This window comes from Stenotrophomonas sp. (genome assembly GCF_032061965.1).
GTDB lineage: Bacteria > Pseudomonadota > Gammaproteobacteria > Xanthomonadales > Xanthomonadaceae > Stenotrophomonas.
In genome coordinates, this window is the sequence record NZ_DAMBEF010000052.1 from 1 (window position 1) to 20860 (window position 20860).

Annotated in this window: 13 protein-coding genes and 1 pseudogene; 6 read left to right on the forward strand and 8 right to left on the reverse strand. The window is 62.3% G+C overall.

What is annotated here, in order from left to right; translation table 11 throughout:
• Nucleotides 1-234 precede the first annotated feature (234 nt).
• The 5 genes from RT460_RS17600 to RT460_RS17620 form a co-directional block, all read right to left on the reverse strand.
• Nucleotides 235-1701, reverse strand: a complete 1467-nt coding sequence (locus tag RT460_RS17600; RefSeq protein WP_313320819.1) for an MFS transporter — start codon at nucleotides 1699-1701, stop codon at nucleotides 235-237.
• 1070 nt (nucleotides 1702-2771) lie between these two features.
• Nucleotides 2772-4682: a 1-deoxy-D-xylulose-5-phosphate synthase gene (gene dxs / locus RT460_RS17605; protein WP_313320821.1), complete on the reverse strand. Its 1911-nt coding sequence runs from the start codon at nucleotides 4680-4682 to the stop codon at nucleotides 2772-2774.
• Between the two features lie 165 nt (nucleotides 4683-4847).
• Nucleotides 4848-5516 (reverse strand): HNH endonuclease, encoded by a 669-nt coding sequence (locus RT460_RS17610; RefSeq protein WP_313320823.1) that lies wholly within the window; start codon nucleotides 5514-5516, stop codon nucleotides 4848-4850.
• 341 nt (nucleotides 5517-5857) lie between these two features.
• Nucleotides 5858-7648, reverse strand: a complete 1791-nt coding sequence (locus RT460_RS17615) for an acyl-CoA dehydrogenase C-terminal domain-containing protein (protein ID WP_313320825.1) — start codon at nucleotides 7646-7648, stop codon at nucleotides 5858-5860.
• A 37-nt stretch (nucleotides 7649-7685) separates the two neighbouring features.
• On the reverse strand, nucleotides 7686-8162 hold the full coding sequence (locus RT460_RS17620; protein ID WP_313320827.1) for an LEA type 2 family protein: 477 nt from the start codon (nucleotides 8160-8162) through the stop codon (nucleotides 7686-7688).
• A gap of 185 nt (nucleotides 8163-8347) precedes the next feature.
• Between RT460_RS17620 and RT460_RS17625 the strand changes: the two genes are divergently transcribed.
• From RT460_RS17625 to RT460_RS17645, 5 genes are read left to right on the forward strand one after another with little or no spacing between them, the layout of a single operon-like run.
• Entirely contained in the window at nucleotides 8348-11701 is a 3354-nt protein-coding gene (locus RT460_RS17625; RefSeq protein ID WP_313320828.1) for a TonB-dependent receptor, read from the forward strand.
• Nucleotides 11702-11753: 52 nt separating this feature from the next.
• The gene (locus RT460_RS17630) at nucleotides 11754-12341 is read left to right on the forward strand and encodes an RNA polymerase sigma factor (RefSeq protein WP_313320829.1); all 588 of its coding nucleotides are present in this window, start codon (nucleotides 11754-11756) and stop codon (nucleotides 12339-12341) included.
• Between the two features lies 1 nt (nucleotide 12342).
• Nucleotides 12343-13329 (forward strand): FecR domain-containing protein, encoded by a 987-nt coding sequence (locus tag RT460_RS17635; RefSeq protein ID WP_313320831.1) that lies wholly within the window; start codon nucleotides 12343-12345, stop codon nucleotides 13327-13329.
• Between the two features lie 10 nt (nucleotides 13330-13339).
• A complete protein-coding gene (locus RT460_RS17640; RefSeq protein ID WP_313320832.1) occupies nucleotides 13340-15157 on the forward strand; it encodes an amidohydrolase family protein in 1818 nt (605 codons plus the stop codon).
• Between the two features lie 51 nt (nucleotides 15158-15208).
• On the forward strand, nucleotides 15209-16633 hold the full coding sequence (locus RT460_RS17645; RefSeq protein ID WP_313320834.1) for an amidohydrolase: 1425 nt from the start codon (nucleotides 15209-15211) through the stop codon (nucleotides 16631-16633).
• A gap of 280 nt (nucleotides 16634-16913) precedes the next feature.
• Here the strand turns inward: RT460_RS17645 and RT460_RS17650 are convergent, their stop codons facing one another.
• Nucleotides 16914-17396 (reverse strand): hypothetical protein, encoded by a 483-nt coding sequence (locus tag RT460_RS17650; RefSeq protein ID WP_313320836.1) that lies wholly within the window; start codon nucleotides 17394-17396, stop codon nucleotides 16914-16916.
• A gap of 529 nt (nucleotides 17397-17925) precedes the next feature.
• Here RT460_RS17650 and RT460_RS17655 point away from each other — a divergent pair.
• Complete coding sequence (locus RT460_RS17655; RefSeq protein ID WP_313320838.1) at nucleotides 17926-18552, forward strand: hypothetical protein; 627 nt, start codon at nucleotides 17926-17928, stop codon at nucleotides 18550-18552.
• A gap of 837 nt (nucleotides 18553-19389) precedes the next feature.
• Here RT460_RS17655 and RT460_RS17660 read toward each other — a convergent pair.
• Together RT460_RS17660 and RT460_RS17665 are read right to left on the reverse strand one after the other, a co-directional pair.
• Complete coding sequence (locus RT460_RS17660) at nucleotides 19390-19707, reverse strand: hypothetical protein (protein ID WP_313320840.1); 318 nt, start codon at nucleotides 19705-19707, stop codon at nucleotides 19390-19392.
• Between the two features lie 664 nt (nucleotides 19708-20371).
• Nucleotides 20372-20800, reverse strand: a pseudogene (locus RT460_RS17665) (integrase core domain-containing protein); the annotation flags it as partial.
• Between the last annotated feature and the right edge of the window lie 60 nt (nucleotides 20801-20860).

Sequence of the window (20860 nt, forward strand, 5' to 3'; positions counted from 1 at the left end):
GCTTATGCCGCTACATTAACCGCGTGACCTGAGCAGAAAGCGGTGGGTCATTACACTTTTAACTTTCCAGTCCGGGTAAACGGGGTAAATCCCTGGATAACCCCGGTCATCGTGTCGACTATGTGGTACTTGTCACGCTCCCTGATCGCAGGGCGGTCGCGGTTAGCCTGTATCAATTCAGCAACGGCATGAGCTGACGCATTGGATTCCCTGTCTGCAGCGGAAGGGTTGGTATCAATCGGGAAGCTTGCTTGGGAGCCAGGCAGCAGCGGCAAGGCCCAAGGCCAGCATGGTGATGCCGCCCGTGGCCAAGGCAAGGTGCATGCCTTCGACGAATGCCAGTTTGGATTCGTTGATGAGCTGAAGGGAAAGGTTGGTTTGCATCAGGCTTTCCGCCAGTGTGCTGGCGACGCCTGGCCCATCTATCCTGAAGTGGTATGCAGCAAGAGAGCCGAGGATCGAGATGCCCAATGCGTTGCCGATTTCGTTGCTGGTCTCAGCCAGAGATGCAGCGGCGCCTGCGCGCTCTTTCGGGACAGCTGAAACCGCGATCTCGGCAACAAGACTGAAGGAAAGGCCATAGCCAACGCCGGCAATCATGGTGGATGCCATGAAGATCAGCGTGCCGTGGTCGGTGTTGGTAGCCAGCATCATCAGCGCACCGATGCCTATTAGCCCATGGGTCGCGACAAGTGCGTGCTTGCGCCCGATGCGGTTGACAATGCTGTCAGTGAGCACACAGGTGGCCGTGAGTACCAACGCGCCGGGTATGGCCAGCAATGCGGTGGTCAACACATCGTAGCCAAGCACCGACTGGAGGTAGGTTGCGCTCAGGTAGCCCGCGGCCGCCCAGACCACCAGCGATAGCAGCCCGGTGCCGATTGCAATGCAGAAGATGCGATCCTTGAAAAGCGAGACATCAAGTAGTGGCGAATCGATCGCGGTCTGCCTGCGGAGGAACCAGGTGAGGACCGCCAACCCCGCCAGGCCGCTGATGGCCTGGCCGGCGGAGAAGCCCGCCGTGGCAAGTTCCTTGGTCGAGCTCATCAGTAGCAGAATTCCGACGAAGGAGAGCCCCAGGCTAAGAACATCGATCGATCCCTCTGTTTCGTGTTTGACATCTTTCAGTAAGGTGCCGGCGCCTACGAGGAACAGCGCTATCACTGGTATGTTGATCAGGAAGACAGCCCCCCATTCGTAGCGAGCAAGCAATAGCCCGCCGATGATTGGACCAACCGCAAAACCGCCGGCGAAGGTTGCAGCAAAGATTCCTATCGCCCGTCCTCGCTGGCGGGGGTTGGTGAACAGGTTGCTTACTATGGCCAGTGCCGAGGGCAGCAATGTGGCTCCGCCAATGCCCATCACGGCACGCGATATGATCAACGCCCAGGCGTTGTTGGAGAGCGCCGCATATATCGAGCCCAGGCCGAACAGCAATGACCCTGCCACCAGCAGCTTGAGCCTGCCGTAGCGGTCGCCAATGTTGCCGAATGCCACCAGTAGCGAACCTACGACCAAGCCGTAGATATCCAGTATCCACAGTGCTTGGGCCGCTGTTGGTTGCAGCGCTTCGGTTACTCGGGGCATGGCGAGGTAGAGCACTGAGCCGTCCATCGCCACCAGCAGTACAAGGCTGAGTACTGCGGTAAATCCCAACCACGCACGTGCATCTGCTTTGGTTCCCATTACAACGTCTTCCATGTCAGGCCCTTCCAACTTCGATGGCTGCGGGAGCGGAAGGGCACGCCATGTGCTTGTTGCTTGAAATCATTTCAACAATCCTGTTTTCTCGATGTCGAGTCCGTTCTGAGTGAGGATGGACTCTGGGTGGAACTGCATTGGCGAGAAATTAGTGCTCGCAGCGCATGGACCTCGCGGGTAAGCCCGTTCCTGCAGGCTTTGATCAAACTGACACCGTCAACTGCATATCTATCCGCCGGTAAGTGGGTGGTATAGGGGTTATAGAAGCCGACGTTCTCTATCCTTTCGGACAATTCTTGAGGCGGTTACTGAAACACGTGCGCTCCATGTCACGCATAGGAGAACTTCGTATTTGTCGGTAGTCCGCGAGCATTCAGCACAACGTTGTAGCGCGTGGCTGGCGTCTTCGGGGATGAGTTTCATTCAGTGGTATGAGGACTCCGGTTTCACCGGGAGTCGTTGGAGTGTGTCTACCAGCGCTGACAACGGTGCGGCATTTCCCGCGTTTCATTGCTGTCTTTCGTCATCGGGGGAATACGGCTTTTGTTCCGTGATCCCGCTTTCGGCGAACGCCGTTGACAGCGAGCCAGATGCCCGTTGCTGTGGATACAAGGATTGAATGATTTGCCGCCGCGTGCGGGCCCAGCGATGAAGATGATGTGCCATTACTTGAATGGAGCCGGGCTGTGATTTCGCGCGGTGGCCCTATGTGGTGGAAGGTGCAGATGCGCGGGCGACACGCAGGTGGTTGCCCGATCGGTTTGGTTGCTATGGCAGCTGGTGCCCACCTGGTGCTTTGAGCGAGCTGTGACTCACCGCGCGCAGGGTTGCCTAAACGCGCTGGGTTGAAAGGGGGCGCCTGAGCTGTGGCGTGCCCGGCGCATCTTATGTGGCTAGGCGGGCAGAAGGGGGAAGCGCAGTACATGATGGACGATCTGCGAGGGCCTGGATGACAGCTGGCGTCTCATGCCGGGTCGCGCTGCGCTTATCCGGGTTATGGCAGACGTCGTTGCAAGATCAAGGCTGGCCAAATGAAAAACCCCGCATTGCGGGGCTTTTCGGTGCTGAAGTCAGCTGGCCGCGCTCAACGGTGCTGTGCTGTCCTGCAGCTTCGGCCAACGCTTGAGGATGGCGGCACGGATGCCGGCCGCATCAATGCCTGCTTCGGCCAGCAGGTCTTCGCGGCTGGCGTGGTGCTGGTAGCTGTCCGGCAGGCCCAGGTGCAGCATCGGCATCACCACCGCTTCGGCGTTGAGCAGCTCGGAGACGCCGGAACCGGCACCGCCGGCAACCACGTTGTCTTCGACAGTGACGAAGCCATCGTGCGTGCGCGCCAGTTCCAGCAGCATTGCCTTGTCCAGTGGCTTGATGAAACGCATGTTGACCACGCTCAGGCCCAGCTCGCGGCCCACCTGCTCTGCGGCGGGCACGGCGGCACCGAAGGCGAGAATGGCCAGGCGGCTGCCTTGCACGCGCAGTTGCGCCTTGCCGATCTCCAAGGTGGACAGATCAGTGCCGACCGCAACGCCGGGGCCGGTGCCGCGCGGGTAACGCACTGCAGCGGGGCCCTTGTACTGCAGGCCAGTACTGAGCATCTGCCGGCATTCGGCTTCATCGCCTGGGGCCATGACCACCATGTTCGGCACGCAGCGCAGGTAGCTCAGGTCGAGATTGCCTGCGTGGGTAGCACCGTCCGGGCCGACCACGCCAGCGCGGTCGATGGCGAACAGTACGTCCAGGTCCTGGGTGGCGACGTCGTGCACCAACTGGTCGTAGGCGCGCTGCAGGAAGGTCGAATAGATCGCGACCACGGGCTTGGCGCCCTGGGTGGCCATGCCGGCGGCCAGTGTTACCGCATGCTGCTCGGCAATCGCCACGTCGAAGTAGCGCTTCGGGTATTCCTTGCTGAAGCGCACCAGGCCCGAGCCTTCACGCATGGCCGGGGTGATCGCCAGCAGTTGTGGATCAGCTGCAGCTGCGTCGCACAGCCAGTTGCCGAAGATGTCGGTATAGGTCGGCTTCTTGGGCGCGCCCTTTTCCGGCAGGCCCTTGCTGGGGTCGAACGGGCCGACGGCATGGTAGCCGATCTGGTCGTCCTCGGCCGGCTCGTAGCCTTTGCCCTTGGTGGTCATGATGTGCAGCAGGTGCGGGCCCTTGGCATCCTTCAGGTGCTTGAGGGTGGACAGCAGCAGCGGCAGGTCGTGGCCATCGATCGGGCCGGTGTAATGGAAGCCCATCTGCTCGAAGGCGGTGGATGGCACGAACATGCCCTTCCACTGTTCTTCCCAGCGCTTCACGAAGCGGGCAGGGGGGCTGTTGCGCTTGTCACCGAGGATCTTCTTGCCGCTCTCGCGCAACGCATTGAGGGTGCGGCTGGCGGTTGCCCGGCCGAGCATCTTGGTCAGTCCACCAACGGCTTCGGAGATGGACATGTTGTTGTCGTTGAGGATGACCAGCACGTTCGGCTCGTCGTCCATGCCGCCGGCGTGGGCCAGTGCTTCGAAGGCCATGCCAGCGGTCATTGCGCCATCGCCGATCACCGCGATCACCTTGCGATCATCGCCCTGGTTCTGGCGCGCGATGGCCATGCCCAGCGCGGCCGAGATCGAGGTCGAGGAATGGCCGACGCCAAACGTGTCGAACTCGCTTTCCTCGCGTTTGGGGAACGGTGCCACGCCATCCTTCTGCTTGACGGTGTGGATGCTGTCGCGGCGACCGGTGAGGATCTTGTGCGGGTAGGTCTGGTGGCCCACGTCCCACACCAACTGGTCGACCGGCGTGTCATACAGATAATGCAATGCGACGGTAAGCTCGATCACGCCCAGGCCAGCGGCGAAATGGCCGCCGCTCTTGCCTACCGATTCGATCAGGTAAGCGCGCAATTCCCCGGCGATGGCTGCCAGCTCGCTCTCATCGAACGTGCGCAGGTCATCGGGGGTCTGGATGCGCGACAGGCGCGGATAGCTGGCAGAGTCGATCATGGTCTTCGCGTTTCACTCGAAACGGTATTTTCCCCGTCCGGAGAGGGTGGGGCAAGCAAAGCGCGACGCCCGTGAATGCCGGATGACGTAGTTTGGCGCCAAGATGAAGCCTTTGTTCAGGCTGGCGGTGTCGTTGGCGTGAAATCGGGGGCGATGGCGTAGGTTTCAGGCCGCGCCGCGCTGCAGTGCCTTGCGTGGCAACTGCGCCTTCAGGAAGGCCATCTGGTCGGCCAGGATGTTTCGATTGGACAGGATCAGGTGCTCGATCCAGCTGGGCCGGTAAGGCACTGCCAGCAGCGGCATGTTGGCCTGCTGGGGGGTCCGGTTGCTCTTGCGCGAGTTGCAGTTGAAGCAGGCGGTGACCACGTTCTCCCAAGTGTCCTGGCCGCCCTTGGAGACCGGCATGACGTGGTCGCGGGTCAGCTGCGGGCGGCTGAAGTGCTGGCCGCAATACAGGCAGAGCTGCGCATCACGCGCGAACAGGGCGGTGTTGGTCAGGTTGGGGGTCGGGTCGATTGCGCGCGAACGGGCATGTCCGCGCGAGGCGATGATCGGGTGCAGGTCCATCCCGCTGCGCAGGCCGGTGAGGCGCGACATTGCGCCGTGCACATGCAGGCAGGGGTCGCCCAATGTCCAGGCGACGGCATCGCGTGCGTAGAGGCAGGCAGCGTCCTGCCAGGTGATCCAATCCAGCACGCGGCCATGCGCATCCAGCGACAGCAGTCGCACGGAGCCAAGGCGGTGAAGGGAGGGCGAAACTGAAAACCCGTCTGTCGGAGCGGACGTGCCGGCTCCGTTATCGATCAGACTACGCGGTGTAGTGTCTGTCTCCATCGGGTTAAAAGCTTATACACGATGCGTGACAGTTTGTGTAAAGGCGGGTGGCGCGGTGGGTTTTGTGGGAGCGGCGTGAGCCGCGACGCTGGGGTGTTTCCGGTCGCCAAAGGCCTACCCCTCCCCAGGCCTCCCCTTGGCCTGCGGCCAAAGGGAGGGGGCCAAGCAAAAGCTGCCCTCACCCCAACCCCTCTCCCGCAGGCGGGAGAGGGGCTTCAAGGTCGCAGGCTTGCCTGATCGCTCCCTTCTCCCGCGTGCGGGAGAACAAAGGGCCTGCCCCCGCGAAGGCGGGGGTGCCCAATGGGCGGATGAGGGGGCTTTTAGCTGCGTAGGCAGTTAGATCAATCGCCGAAGCGGACCGAATCCATTGCCATCAGCGAGTCGGCACCGGCGGCGATGCCGGCGGCGTGGCTCAGGGTGCGCGGCAGGATGCGGGCGTAGTAGAAACGCGCCGTTTCCAGCTTGGCCTGCTTGAAGGCCTCCGGGTGGCTGGAGCCCTGGGTGGCGACCACCGAGCGGGCCCACCAGTAGGCCACCGCGACATAGCCGCTGTAGAACAGGTAGTCCCAGCTGGCCGCGCCCAGTTCTTCGGGGTTGGCGGCGGCGCGCTGCAGCACGTCGATGGTCAGCTTGCCCCATTCCTTGGCCTTGCCGCCCAGTGCCGGCAGGAACTCGGCCACGGCCGGGTTGCTGGCGTTGGCAGCGATGAACTGCTCGATCTCGGCCAGGAACAGCTTCAGCCCGGCGCCCTGCGAAACCGCGGTCTTGCGACCGATCAGGTCCAGCGCCTGGATTCCGGTGGTGCCTTCATACAAGGTGGTGATACGCGCGTCGCGGGCGTACTGCTCCATGCCGTGCTCGGCGATGTAGCCGTGGCCGCCAAACACCTGCTGGCCGTTGTAAGTGGCTTCAATGCTCCACTCGGTCAGGCAGGCCTTGACGATCGGGGTGAGGAAGCTGACCAGTGTGTCGGCATCGGCGCGGACCTTGTCGTCCTTGGCGTGCTGGGCGGCATCAAGCTGGGTGTAAGCATGTGCGGCCAGCAGGCGGCCACCTTCGGTCAGTGCCTTGGTGGTCAGCAGCATGCGGCGCACATCGGGCTGGGCGATGATCGGATCCGCCGGCTTGTCAGCCAGGATCGGGCCCTTCGGTGCGCGCGACTGCAGGCGCTCACGGGCATAGGCCAAAGCGCCCTGGTAGGCACGCTCGGACTGCGCCAGGCCCTGCACGCCAACGCCGAGGCGGGCGGAGTTCATCATCACGAACATCGCCTGCAGGCCCTTGTGTGGCTGGCCGACGAGGTAGCCCTGCGCTCCGTCGAAGTTCATCACGCAGGTGGACGAGCCGTGGATGCCCATCTTGTGTTCCAGCGCGCCACAGCGCAGTTCATTGCGCTCGCCCTGGTTACCGTCGCGGTCGACCTTGTACTTTGGGGTGACGAACAGCGAAATGCCCTTCGGGCCGGCCGGTGCGTCCGGCAGCTTGGCCAGGACCAGGTGCACGATGTTGTCGCTGAGGTCGTGCTCGCCGGCGGTGATGAAGATCTTGGTGCCGGTGATGGAGTAGCTGCCGTCCGCGTTCGGCTCGGCGCGGGTCTTGAGCAGGCCCAGGTCAGTGCCGGCATGCGGCTCGGTCAGGCACATGGTGCCGGTCCAGTTACCGGCGACCAGCGGCTTGAGGAAGGCTTCCTTCTGCCAGTCTTCGCCGTAGTGCTTGAGCGCTTCAACCGCGCCGTGCGACAGCATCGGGAACAGGCTCCAGGCCAGGTTGGCCGAAGACACCATTTCGCTCAACGCCATGCCCAGCGTTTCCGGCATGCCCTGGCCGCCGAAGTCCGGCGATGCGGTCAGGCCGGTCCAGCCGCCTTCCACGAACTGTGCATAGGCTTCCTTGAAGCCCGGTGCGGTGGTGACTTCACCGGTGGCCTTGTCCAGCTTGCAGCCGGTCTGGTCGCCAATGGCATTGAGCGGGGCCAGTACGGCGCCGCTGAAACGGCCGGCTTCTTCCAGCACAGCGTCGATCACGTCGGCGCTGGCGTCTTCAAGACCCATCGCGGCAAACAGGGATTCGGCCTTCAGCACGTCGTGCAGGGCGAAACGGAGGTCGGTAACGGGGGCTTTGTAGTTGCTCATCAGAACGATCTCGAACGATGCGGGAAACGGTGGGGGATCAGCGCAGCACGCCGGGCAGGCCCGGGGCCTGGTTGAGGCTGTTGCGCGATTTGATGTCGAAACTGCGTTGCTTCTTGTCTTCCGGAGTGACGCTGACGCTGCCTTCCAGCTCGTAGAACAGCGAGCTGCTGCCGGCCAATGCATCGGCCACCACCAGGCGCGCGGCCGAGGCCGGTTGCAGGCGCACCTTGATCACGTCGGCTGATTCGGGGCCGATCGACACAGCGGGTGTTGCGCTGAGCGTACCGGCAGCCTGGTCACCGACCTTGACGGCCAGGGAGACACTTTCAAAGCGCATCGGCATGGAGCTGTAGTTGCGCAGGCGCAGCTCCACATCCCAGTTGCCGTCGTTGCCCACGGTGAGCTGCTGGATACTGGCAGCCGGCTCGGACACACGCTTGACCGGGCCACTGCCGCAGGCAGTGAGGACAAGGGCAAGCACGGCGATCAGGGCGTACTGAGGGCGGAAACGCATGGGTCTGGGTCCTCGAATGTGGAGCTTGTCGGCGAAGGATACTACGGCGTATGGCGCGGCGGGCGGGTACAGGTATGCACGTGCGACCAATTGGCGACAGGATGGCGGAACCTGCGCGGTCGCGCATCAAGTGATGCAAGGGGCAGTGGTTGCCGCCTTTCGCGTCACTTTCTGGGGATACATCAATGCGTTCATTCAAGTTGTTGCCGCTTGCAAGCGCTATCCGCGGCGGTCTGGCAGTTGTGGCGCTGTGCGCCGCGGTCCCGGCGTTGGCTGCGCCCCCGCAGTTCGACCTTGAGGCCGGCACCATCGAAGACGTACTGCCCGAGTTTGCCCGCCAGGCGGGGGTGCAGATCGTGGCGCCTGCGCATTCAGGTGACTCCGGGCGGGTCGCGGTAGCTGAGCTCAAGGGCCAGATGGAGCCGCGCGAAGCCTTGGCGTGGCTGCTGGCTGGAACCGGCCTGACGGTGGCTTCGGACGACGGTCGCACCATCACCCTGCGTGCCGCGGCCCCGATGCTGGCGTCGCTGTCCGGACTCGGTGGGCTGGCGGTAGGGCAGGCGGCGCAGCCGGAACCGGCCCCGCAGACGGCAGCCGCCGACAGTCCCAAGGTCAACACGCTGGACCAGGTCACCGTAGTCGGCAGCCAGATCAAGGGCAGCAAGTCGGCCGCGATCCTGCCGGTGGCAACGCTGCAGGCCGAGCAGATCGAGGCGACCGGCGCGGTCTCCGGCGACGACCTGTATCGGTCGATCCCGCAGATGGGTGATGTCTCCTTCAGTGGTACCAATGGCGGCAACAGCTCCAACTACGCGCGCGGCGATATCGCCTCGGTCAACCTGCGCGGGCTGGGCGTGGGCAATACCTTGCTGCTGATCAACGGACGCCGGACCGTGGTGCACCCCACCAGCCAGGCTGACGGTAACCTGGTGCCGGTACTGACTTACAACGCCAACGCGGTGCCGGTGGCCAACCTGCGCAGGGTGGAGGTGCTGCTGGACGGTGCGGCGGCGATCTACGGCACCGATGCGGTGGCCGGCGTGGTCAACAACGTACTGCGCGACGACATGGATGGCGGAACCATCAGCGTGCAGAAGGGGTTTGGCGAGGGCACCGACCTGAGTGACATCGGCATCAACGGCATGTGGGGCAAAAATTCCGAAGACCTGCGCTCCAACATCACCATCGCCTTCAACTACTACAACACCACGGGCCTGAACTCGCTGGACCAGGACTGGACACGCAATGGCAACCGTGCGGCGGATTTCCTGGGCACGCCGTTTGAAGGCCTGGCCGGTACCGACAACCGCAATACCAACAGCCCTTGGGGTAACTTCACCGTCAATGGCCCGCGCGTGTCGCAGAACGGCGCCTGGTTGACCACGGCGGCCGGCGCCTTCCATGTGCAACCAACCAGCAACAGCGGTTGCGAGGCCACCATCGGTGATGGCCTGTGCGTACAGTCCGGCAGCAAGGCGACGTCGGCGGCCGATGCCAACCTTCGCGACAACCAGCAGGCACAGTACCCCCTGTCGATCAGCCCGGATGTGCGCCGCCTCAACCTGTTCGTCACCGGCAAGCACGATTTCGACAATGGCCTGTCGTTCTTCAGCGAAGCGGGAATCTACGACTCGCGGGCCTACAGCCTGCAGAATGGCGTGAACACCATCACCGCGCTGCCGATGACGGTGGCCGCCAGCAACTACTGGAACCCGTTCGGCGCGATGTACCTGCCGGACGGGTCGCTCAACCCCAATCGCCTTGAAGGCCTGAACATCGGCGCCGACGGCGTGCCGGTCACCATTACCAGCTACCGGTTCGAACGGCCCACCCGCATCGAAGTCAACAACACCCAGGTGCGTGCGTTGGCGGGCCTGCGTGGTTTCCATTACGGCTTCGACTGGGAATCGGCGGCCTTGTACTCGCAGGCGAAGGTGAAGGACACGCAGGATGCAGTGAGCATGTCGCTGTTCCAGCAGGCGTTGGCCAATCCCACGGCATCCGCCTACAACCCGTTCTGCGGCGGCTGCAATGATTGGGACAAGCTGGACCAGTTCTTCTACAAGGCGCAGCGGCAAAGCAAGACCGAGCTGTTCCTGTGGGATTTCAAGGCGTCGCGGGCCGATCTGTTCAAGACCTGGGCGGGCGATGTCGGGATGGCTGCAGGGCTGGAAGTGCGCCACGAAACCCAGCGCGATGATCGCGATGCACGCGTGGATGGTTCGGTGACCTTTACCGATGCCATCACCGGCGTTGAGTACCCCAGCGACATGTACGGCGTCAGCCCGACCCCGGATACCTACGGCTCGCGCACGGTTGCAGGTTTGTTCGCGGAGTTCTCGGTGCCGCTGGTATCGCCGGAGATGAACATCCCGTTGGTGCGTTCGCTGGACCTGCAGGTGGCTGGCCGCGCTGAGCGGTACAACGACTTCGGCAATGTGGCCAAACCCAAGGTCGCCCTGGGCTGGCAGTTGTTCGACGGGCTGACCTTGCGCTCGTCATGGGCCAAGGGCTTCCGTGCGCCCAACCTGGAGCAAATCAACGCCACGGTGGTAAGCCGCTCCAACAACCGCACCGACTATATCCAGTGCGAAGCCGATGTGCGTAGCGGCACGCAGGCCTCGATCGCCAACTGTGGCGGCTATACCTACTCGACCACGGCGCGCCGTTCCGGCAACCCCAACCTCAAGCCGGAGACGTCCACCAATACCAGCGCCGGCCTGGTCTTCCAGCCGCGTTTCATTCCGGAAAGCTACGGTCGCTTCACCTTCGCGGTGGATTACTACAAGTACGAGCAGGAAGGCATCATCGGCCTGTTCGGCGAAGGCAATGCCTTGATCCTGGACTATCTGCTGCGCCAGCAAGGCAGCAGCAATGCGGCGGTGGTCCGCGCTGACCCGACTGCGGACGATATCGCGCGCTTCGCCGGTACCGGATTGGATGCGGCCGGCAAGGTGCTCTACGTGACGGATCAATACGTCAACCTGGAGCCGCAGACCCTGCGCGGCGTGGATTACAACTTCAGCTGGAATTCCCCGGAAACCGCGATCGGTCGCTTCGACGTATCGGTCACCGGTACCCACCTGATCGAGTTCTACCGCCAGCGTTCGCCCGCCTTGCAGGCTCTGGAAGATGCAAAGGCCAGTGGTCTGGTGGACCCATCCATCCGCATCACCGGTGGTGGTGACCTGATCGGCAACGGCGGCAATCCGGAATGGAAGTGGTCAGGTACGCTTACCTGGCGTTACCAGCAAATGTCGGTGGGCGCGAATGCGCGCTATGCCAGTTCATACGTTGACAATGGACTGACCCTCGCCGACGGTACGCCGTGGACGGTCAAGTCCCAGACCCTGGCCAATGCCTTCGTCAAATACGATTTTGAACGCGAAGGCTGGCTCAGCGGTGTGTCGTTGAAAGTGGGGGCCAACAACGTCGCCAACAAACGCCCCCCGGTTGCTGACGATGTGTTCGGTTACCCGTCCGGCGTTTACCTGGCCAATCCACGTTACTGGTACGTCAGCGTGAGCAAGGCGTTCTGATGCCCAAGCCATGTGCCCGTTGCTGGGCGGCACAAGCCGTGCGGGTGGTGCGATGAGCGCATCACTTGCGCGGCAGCGTGCCAGTTGGTTGGCCGAGCACGTGCTGCCGTGTGAGCCGGCACTGCGCGAATGGTTGCGACGGCGCTTGTCGCTGCGGCAGGACGTGGATGACGTCATCCAGGAAACCTACGCCATCCTCGCCGGCATGGCAGATGTGTCACACATCCAGCAGCCCAAAGCCTATGTCTATTCGGTTGCGCACTCGGTGGTGTTGCAACAGTTGCGGCGTGCGCAGGTGGTATCGATCGAGGCGGTGGCGGAGATAGACCGGGTTGCCATCGCCGGTGATGAGATCAGCCCCGAGCGCACAGCGTCGTCCCGGCAGGAACTAGCGCGTATCGGCGCACTGATCGACAGCCTGCCGGACAAATGCCGGCAGGCCTTCGTGCTGCGGCGGGTGGAGGGCTATTCGCAGCGAGAGATCGCCCAGCGTATGCAGATCAGCGAGAACACCGTGGAGAAACACATCTGCAAGGGAATCCGGGTATTGATGGATTCGATGAAGCGCGATGCCAATGGAGTGGAGCAGGAAATGGAGCGGTCCGCCGCGGAAGGAGCAAGCAATGCGCGCCGGCGCTGATATGAGTATTGATGACATTGCCGCGGCCTGGGTTGCGCGCGAGGATCGGGCGCCGCTGACCCAGGACGAGGCCGCAATGCGCGATGCGTGGCTGCAGGCCGATGCGCGCCATTTCGGCGCCTACGCGAGAGCGCATGCGGTGCTGGCCCGTACCGACCGCGCCAGGGCCTTGTCGGCCGGTGGCATGGGCCGTGCCTATACGCCGCATGCCCCGCGGCGAGCGCGGCGCGTGCTGCGCTGGGTGGTTGCGGCCGCCGCCGCTGTCGGCGTGCTGGCCATCGGCGTGCAGCGGCATGAGCCGGGCAACGAGTACTACGCTACGCGCAAGGGAGAGATCCTGCGCGTGCCATTGCAGGATGGTTCGGCAATCACGCTGGATTCGGATTCGCAGGTGCGTGTTCGCTTCAGCGAACGTCGCCGCGACATCCAGTTGCTACAGGGCGAAGCGCTGTTCGATGTGGCCAAGAATCCCGACCGCCCATTCGTGGTGCGCGCGGATGACACCGACGTCACTGCCGTTGGCACCAGCTTTGCCGTGAGCCTGACCGAGCGCCGCAGTGGTGGGGTCGAAGTGCTGGTGCGCGAAGGCGTGGTGGATGTGGCCGATACGCAGGGTGCGGTGGCGCCCACGCGGCTGGTGGCCAACTATCGTGCACTGGCCAATCGCAGCCACGGCATTCGCATCGAGGCAGTGCCTACTGATGACGTCGACCAGCAGCTGGCGTGGCGTGAGGGCATGCTTTCCTTCAACGGTGACACCTTGTCGGTGGCCGCTGCGCAGTTCATGCGTTACAGCGACACCCGCATCGTGATCGATGACCCGCTGGTGGGTAGCCGCCGCATTGTTGGTCTGTATTCGGCCAGTGATCCGGCGGGGTTTGCGCGCAGTGTCGCGCTCAGCCTTGGGCTGGTGGTGCAGCAGGACGGGAACGTCGTGCGGCTGAGCTCTCCCGATACCGCGCCGCATATGGCGCGGTCCATGCAATGACTTTGGGTACATGAACATGCAGCACTGCATCAAGCGTAGTTTTGCCATGGCGGTCGCGACCGCGCTACTGCTGGGCCACGGTCAGGCCAGCATCGCCGCGACCACCGCCGGTTCGGCGGTGCTCATCCGCGACGCGGTGGTATTCGATGGCACCGGTCGCGCACCGTATGCGGCCAGTGTCCTGGTCGAAGGTGGACGCATTGCCGCCATTGGCGAGCAGCTGAGCGTGCCAAAAGGCGCGCGCGTGGTGAACGCACGTGGGCAGGCGCTGTTGCCGGGCCTGTTTGACCTGCATACGCATTGGACGCCGAATGCCACGCCTTCCGAACTGCCGCAGGTTGCCAACCTGTATATGGCCGCTGGCGTAACCACGGTCAGCGACTTCCATGAACCGCCGGAAGCCTACGCACCGCGTCGTGCCTGGTTGGCGTCGATTGCCGCACCGGACGTCAAGTTCGCCGCGCGCATGAGCACACCACTGGGGCACGGTGCCGACTGGGGCGACGAGAACACCACCCGCTGGGTGAACTCGCCCGAGGCGGCGCGCGCCGGCGTGCAGGCGGTGGCCGCTTACAAGCCCGACTTCATCAAGGCATTTACCGATGGCTGGCGCTATTCCAACGCCGCCGACAACAGCTCGATGGATGAGGAAACCCTTGCTGCACTGGTCGATGAGGCGCACAAGCATGGGCTCAAGGTGTTCACCCACACGGTGATGGTCAAGCGCGGCAAGACTGCCGCCCGCGCCGGCGTGGACGTGATCGCGCACAGCGTGCAGGACGGCCCGGTGGACGCCGAGTTGATCCAGCTGATGCGCGAGCATGGCACTGCGTACGCACCGTCATTGGCGGTGTACCTGCCCGAGCGTGTGGATGGCAGCGGTCGCGAGGGTGCCAAGCCGGCAGTATTGGCACAGCGTGAGCAGAACTTCGCCAATGCCCTGGGCAACGTCAAGGCGCTGCACGATGCGGGTATTCCGGTGGTGGTCGGAACCGATGCCGGCATGACCGGAACGCCCCACGGTGCCTCCACCCTGCGCGAGCTGGAGTTGCTGGTGCAGGCAGGGCTCAGCCCCAGCGAGGCCCTGGTGGCCGGCACCTCCGCCAGTGCCAAGGCCTTGGGCGTGGCGGATCGCGGCACCATCGAGGTCGGCAAGCGCGCTGATCTGCTGCTGGTACGCGGCCAACCCTGGCAACACATCGCAGATATCCGCAACACCCAGCAGGTGTATGTGGCGGGCCGCCAGGTGCAGGGCAAGGGGGCCGTATTGCCTGCCGGAAACAAGGCATTGGCCTTGCCAGCGATGGCAGTTGCCGCCTTGGTGGATGATTTTGAGCGGGCAGATGGCCGCACCGCGCTCGACACGCTGCGGGTGGATGAAGCAGATGGTGGCAATGATCGTACCTGGCAGGTGACCGAGGTGGTGGCGCGCGAAACCGGCGGCAAGGCGCTGGTCACGCAGGCCAAGCTGTCGAGCAAGGACACTGCATTTGCCGCAGCCATCCTGCCGCTGAGCCGTGGGTCGGTGGCGCCGGTGGATGCCACCGCCTACCGCGGCGTGCGCTTCGAGCTGCGCGGCAGCGCGCCGGCGCTGCGGTTCGAAGTGCGGGCCTTGGGCAACCGCCGCTTTGCCGCGCCGCTGCAGGCCGCCGATGGCTGGCAAACGGTGGAGATTCCATTCGTCGCACTGCAGGGCCAACCGCCTTACCGCAGCAAGGCACCGGTGCCGACGTGGCGGGGCGATGACCTGCAGCAACTGGTGTTCTCTGCAGGGGGTGAACCGGGTAGCAAGGTCTGGTTCGAAATCGACAACGTGCGTTTCTACTGACCCGGCGGAGTTGCCTGGATGCTGAAGCCAACATGTTTGTGCCTGGGACTGATGGCGCTGCTTCTGCCTACGGCAGTGATGGCTGCCGCAACCGATGATGGAGCGGACGTCATTGCCGTGCTCGACGCCTATGCGTCGCGGCAGGCCGAGGTAGGCCTGCAGCTATGGCAACAGCCGGAGCTGGGTTACCTGGAGCAGGCCTCTTCGGCGCTGCTGCAGCGCGAACTGCGCGATGCCGGCTTCCGCATACAGGCCGGCGTGGCCGGCATGCCGACAGCGTTTGTTGCCAGCTACGGCAGGCGGGGCAAGGGGCCGGTGATCGCCCTGTTGGCCGAGATGGATGCGCTGCCGGGGATGGCGCAGGCGGCCGCGCCTGTACGTACGCCCATCGCTGGCCAGGATGCCGGCCAAGCCTGCGGCCACAATCTGTTCGGTGCGGCATCGGTTGGCGCCGCGCGCGCCATCGCGCAGTGGTTGCAACACAGCGGGCAAGAGGGCGAGGTGCGCTTGTATGGCACGCCGGCGGAGGAGGGCGGCTCGGGCAAGGTCTACATGACCAAGGCCGGTCTGTTTGATGATGTTGATGCAGTGCTGCACTGGCATCCGTCGTCAGAAAACTCGGCTGCGCAAGGCACCAGCCTGGCCAACATAAGTGGCAAGTTTCGCTTCCATGGCCGTGCCGCACATGCAGCCATTGCCCCGGAGCGTGGCCGATCCGCACTGGATGGCGTGGAAGCCTTCAACTACATGGCCAACCTGATGCGCGAGCACGTGCCGGAGGGCACGCGCATCCACTACATCATCAGCAACGGCGGCGCCGCACCCAATGTGGTGCCTGATGAAGCCGAGGCGTATTACTACGTGCGCCACACCGATCCGGCGGTCGTGCGCGATGTGTTCGAGCGCCTGCGCAAGGCAGCCGAAGGCGCTGCACTGGGTACCGGCACCTGTGTTGAATTCGAGCAGACCGGGGGCGTGTTCTCGTTGTTGCCCAACGATACCCTGGGGCAGGTGATGCAGGCGGCGCTGCAGCAGGTGGGCGGCGTGCACTACGACGCAGCAGAGCAGGCATTTGCCCAGCAACTGCAGCAAAGCCTGGAGAAGCATCCGGACCTGAAGCAGGCGACGGCGCTTCAAGCCTATCGCGCCGACCTCGCAGGCAGTGCGTCCACCGACGTTGGTGACGTCAGTTGGAACGTGCCGACCGTGGGCGTGGGCACGGCCACCTGGGTACCCGGTACGCCTGCCCACAGCTGGCAGGCAGTGGCAGCCTCGGGCATGTCCATCGGCAACAAGGGCGCGCTGAATGCGGCCAAGGTCCTGGCGTTGGCGGGGGTGACGCTTTTGCAGTCGCCGGAAACAATCGTTGCCGCGAAGAATGAATTCACCGCCCGGCGCGGTGAGGCCTTCCGCTACCAGCCCTTGCTCCAGCGCGAGAATCCACCGCTGGACTACCGACGCAAGCCTGAGCCCTGATCCACGCTGTCTCCGTGTTGAAACGCCGGTTCGACATTGGCTTCACCGTGTCGCTGGCATTGTGGCGATGGAGCAATGCTGCTGGGTAGCCCATTGCTCCTTGGGGCGGCGGCCCGATCCCCTCCATCGGGTCGCCGTCCGAATTTGTTGCAGGCCTGTCACGCCGCATCCGAATGGGTCTGTTGGGGAAGCGGTCGTAATCACATCGGTTGCGATTGCCTGTGCTTGGCCGGACGGGGGCTGATGTGCTGTTCGGATGGGCCGCGCGACAGACGATGGCTCAGGCTTGCAACCACCATGCGACGCTGAGCAGCCAAGCCGACATCATCGGGATGACGAAGATTCCGAGGACTTGTTTGCTATTGCGCAGCCGTGAGCCGAGCAGGGCGTGCAGCAACAGACCCGCGCCGAGCAATACGCCTATGTAGCTGGCAATACCACACATGCCGAATGAAGCGCCGGCGATCCAGATTGCTGCCGGCAGGTGCACGGCCATTCGTGCTTTCCATATCGCGTCGTGGCCTGCGCCATTGATCGATGCCATGTCGATCATCGCGTCGCAGAGCAACCACAAATGCCCGGCAAACTTCAGTTCAATGGCGCCTGGCAACAGGTGCACGACCGGCAACAGCGCGAGGTGATACAGCAACCCCATGCAGTCACCAACGAAAAGGCTTCTGTGCTTCAGGGCAAACATCAGCAGCCAGCCACAGAGTGACAGCAAGGGCAGCAGTGAGGTGTAGGGAATGGTTTGCATGAACATGGTGACGTTCCTTGGTCGATCAATGGAAGGGCGTAATGCAACGCGCTCAGTCCACTCGAACGATGCCAGGAAGGCGGCAACCGACGGGCAAGCACTGGCGCGTGCTTCCGTCGTGGTCCGCGGCCCTTGAAGGGCTGGAAAAGCTGTTCAGGTTGAACAGTGACCGGAGCTCACCAAATACCGGTCCGCCATTTTCGACCCGCCGATCATAGGAGCGCGCGGGTTGTCTGCCAAGTGGTCACTGCCGGCGCGGGGGACTCACACAATCAGGGGGGGAATCCGCCCCTGCACCTATTCAATCGAATCGAACAGGGTTCTGACCACATAGGCAGCGCACGCGACGGCTGAAGCGTTCGACATAGATATTTTTCCGCCTGCCTGCTTGGTGGAATGTACGCGATGCGGATGCCCTTTCGTTGAACTCAGGCCAGCGGCGCACCACTGCTGAGACTGCCTAGCAAAACAGCCCGTTCACCTTATTGCCTCCCGGCGTGACTATGCTAATCGCCAAGGTGCTCAATGGAACGGTATGGGACGATTGCCAGCCAACATCGTAGCGTCACTAGGGACGGTGCTTATCGCCACATCCTGTACGCAGACTGCGCCATCTACTGCGACGGCTCCGGCCCCTGGCGCTGTATCTGTTGCCATCACAAGCCACGCACTTGAGGTCAGAGGGCTTGAACACCGGATACTGGATTATGCCGATGCGCTGGCAAGATCCAGCGATATCACGGCTGATTCGTTCGGGAACGCCCTCGGCGTATCACTCAGCGGTCCGGGGAAAACTCCAACAGACGGGACATCCGCCATCACATCACTTGGTGGAGGCTATGGGTTCACTGCCGAGCTGATACCTGGCAGCAATGGTACTCAGGCCATCATCAACATGGGAATGATGGATGGCCGCGGGCTGATGCAGATGGAAGATCCCGGCTGCATCATGGATGCCGACGCTGTCTCGCTGGCCTTGGAACAGCGTGGCTACAAGAGAACTATCACTGAGCGTTTCGCTTCCGGCTGGCTGCGTGAACACCACCGTGAGGCGCCCGGCTCAGAGAGTATGTTTATTGATATGCGCCTCTACAAAACCAAGGCTGGCGCTCTCTGCGTTCAGCGAATTGCTCTATACGGAGGCACTAGTGAGGCCGGTTGACCCTCGGATTGAGCCGCTATTGGCGAATCTGGCAAGCGAACATGGATTCCCGACGGATGCAATTGACACAAACCGTCAAGCCATTAATGAGTCACCGTACCTCACAAACCTTCTCGCCGACGCCGCCACCAATGGCCATGTGGAGCACATTGCGCTTTCCCACGACAAGCATAGTGGGGGAGTTAATTCCCGCAGATTAGCTGAAGCCCGAAGTGGAACTTTCTCGTACCCCTTTCCTAGGAGATTCCATGAAAACATCGGTAATCCCCGATTTTGGCGGCTGCCAAAAGTGGGGCCATGCGGTCACTGCCAAGTTCATAGCTGGCTTGGTGCATCAGATGCTCGTCTTCCCAGTGGCTGTGGCTAGTCGGTCGGTAGGTTTTGCATGACACCGGCGGCGGGCGTACACTGGCCCTGTCGTGTGGGGCGGTAGCTCAGCTGGGAGAGCGTCGCGTTCGCAAGCTGGCCGGTAAAAGCCGGAATCGCTTCACCGATCAATGACTAAACCAACGCCCGCTCATCAGCGGGCGTTTCGCGTAAGGCGGTCGGGGAGGGCGAGCGAGTCGCCGTCACTTGCGCTTACTTCTACGATGAAGCGTCAATGCGGGTGAGGACGAGGACCAGCTGCATTGGCATGGGCTGGTCTCGTTGATCGCTTGAACCTCAGTGCGTCGCACAGGTCATGCGAGCTTTCAGTTGGAAGGGGGCTTTGCGGGACAAGAAGTTAGCCACTTGCCGGGGAGGGGTAAGCCGTCTACAAGCCGCCTGACATGCAAGCACATAAGCCTGCAGCTGCCTCGAATCTATCTACGCTAGAACCTCTAAAGCATTCTCGATTCAATGAGAGGCTGTGCCAAACATTGATGCAAACCAGAAGGCCTTCTGATTGCGCAACCAGCTCGAATAGGCAGGGCGGTCAAGAACCGCAAGCTGTTCCATGGGTACACCATACCTCCAGAAAAAAGCAATCAACTCCCTTAAGGAGGCTTCATCAACAGCTCCGGAATCGACATGCAATTGAAGCTCAGTCCCAACGCCTTCATGGCGAAGTACGCACTTGATCCCATTCAACCAATGAAAGAATGCACCCTCGTCTCCCGCTGAGTAGAAGCGAACTCGGGACAGGGACAACACCAAGTTTTCAGAAGAAATCACCGTCTACGCCCATCGAGAGGAGGTTGAAATATTTCCGTCAATAACGTTCATTCGGGCAGCTCGCCGAATCGCAGCGATAGTCGTCCGGACTTACCGTAATCCCTCCATTCTTGCGTATTGAAACACGCCGATACATTCCCGGAGGCGGAATTGCCCCAACTTCGGCCCCTTCAGGGAGAAGATTCCAGCTCGTCACGTCGCCGCATATTGTCTTGCCCGCGAGGCGTTCGTCTTTAATGCCTCTCTCGTCAAGAGCCCTTCTAACGGACACAGGTGGATCCGGATCCACGCCCTTGAAGTGCTTACAAATAATGCCGCCCATTTTTACATCGTAAGCTCCCGCCGAGCTTTCCGGAGGACTGCACGATGCTAATAGTCCCAAGAGAGTCACCACCCAGATGCGTTGCACTGTCGATCTCTTCGTTGGTTCAAAGCTTGATTGAATGACTGATCCGCATCTGAGCTGCCCAATCCACCGTCGCGGAGGCGATCTATGCATTCCATTTGCACTTTGTAAGCTCTGCACTCCAGCTCGTTCTGAAATGATACTACAACAGGATCGTCTGCACTCCACTCTTTTGGGAATGGCGCAGCGCCCAAGGGCCTCCCTACGCAAACGTTCGGATATCTAGCCTGCTGACGGCCTCTCAAATCTTGAGCCGATCTAAGGTGGAAAAATCGGCGTGTTTGGGGCTGTCCGAAATGCCTCGGCGAACTGCGCTGGCGCGGCATTTCCCAAGGACGAATGCGGACGAAAATGATTGTAGTCGGTTCTCCATTTTTCGATCTTCTGGCGGGCATCGTCAAGGGACAGGAACCAGTGCACGTTCAGACATTCGTCTCGGAATGAACCATTGAAAGATTCGACGAACGCGTTATCGGTCGGCCTACCCGGGTGCGAAAAGTCGATCGTAACGCCATTATCGTAAGCCCATTTGTCCAGCACGATACTGATGAATTCAGGCCCATTATCCGCCTGAACCCGGCGCGGTGAACCGCGTTCCTGTCGCAGGTATTCCAGCGTTTCGACAACATCTTCGCCACGCAGGCTCTGCCCCATGACAATGGCCAGGCATTCGCGGCTGAAGTTGTCGTCCATGTAATGACCCACTGAAAACCTGCTCAGGTGTTAGTTTTCCCAAAGGAGACACCG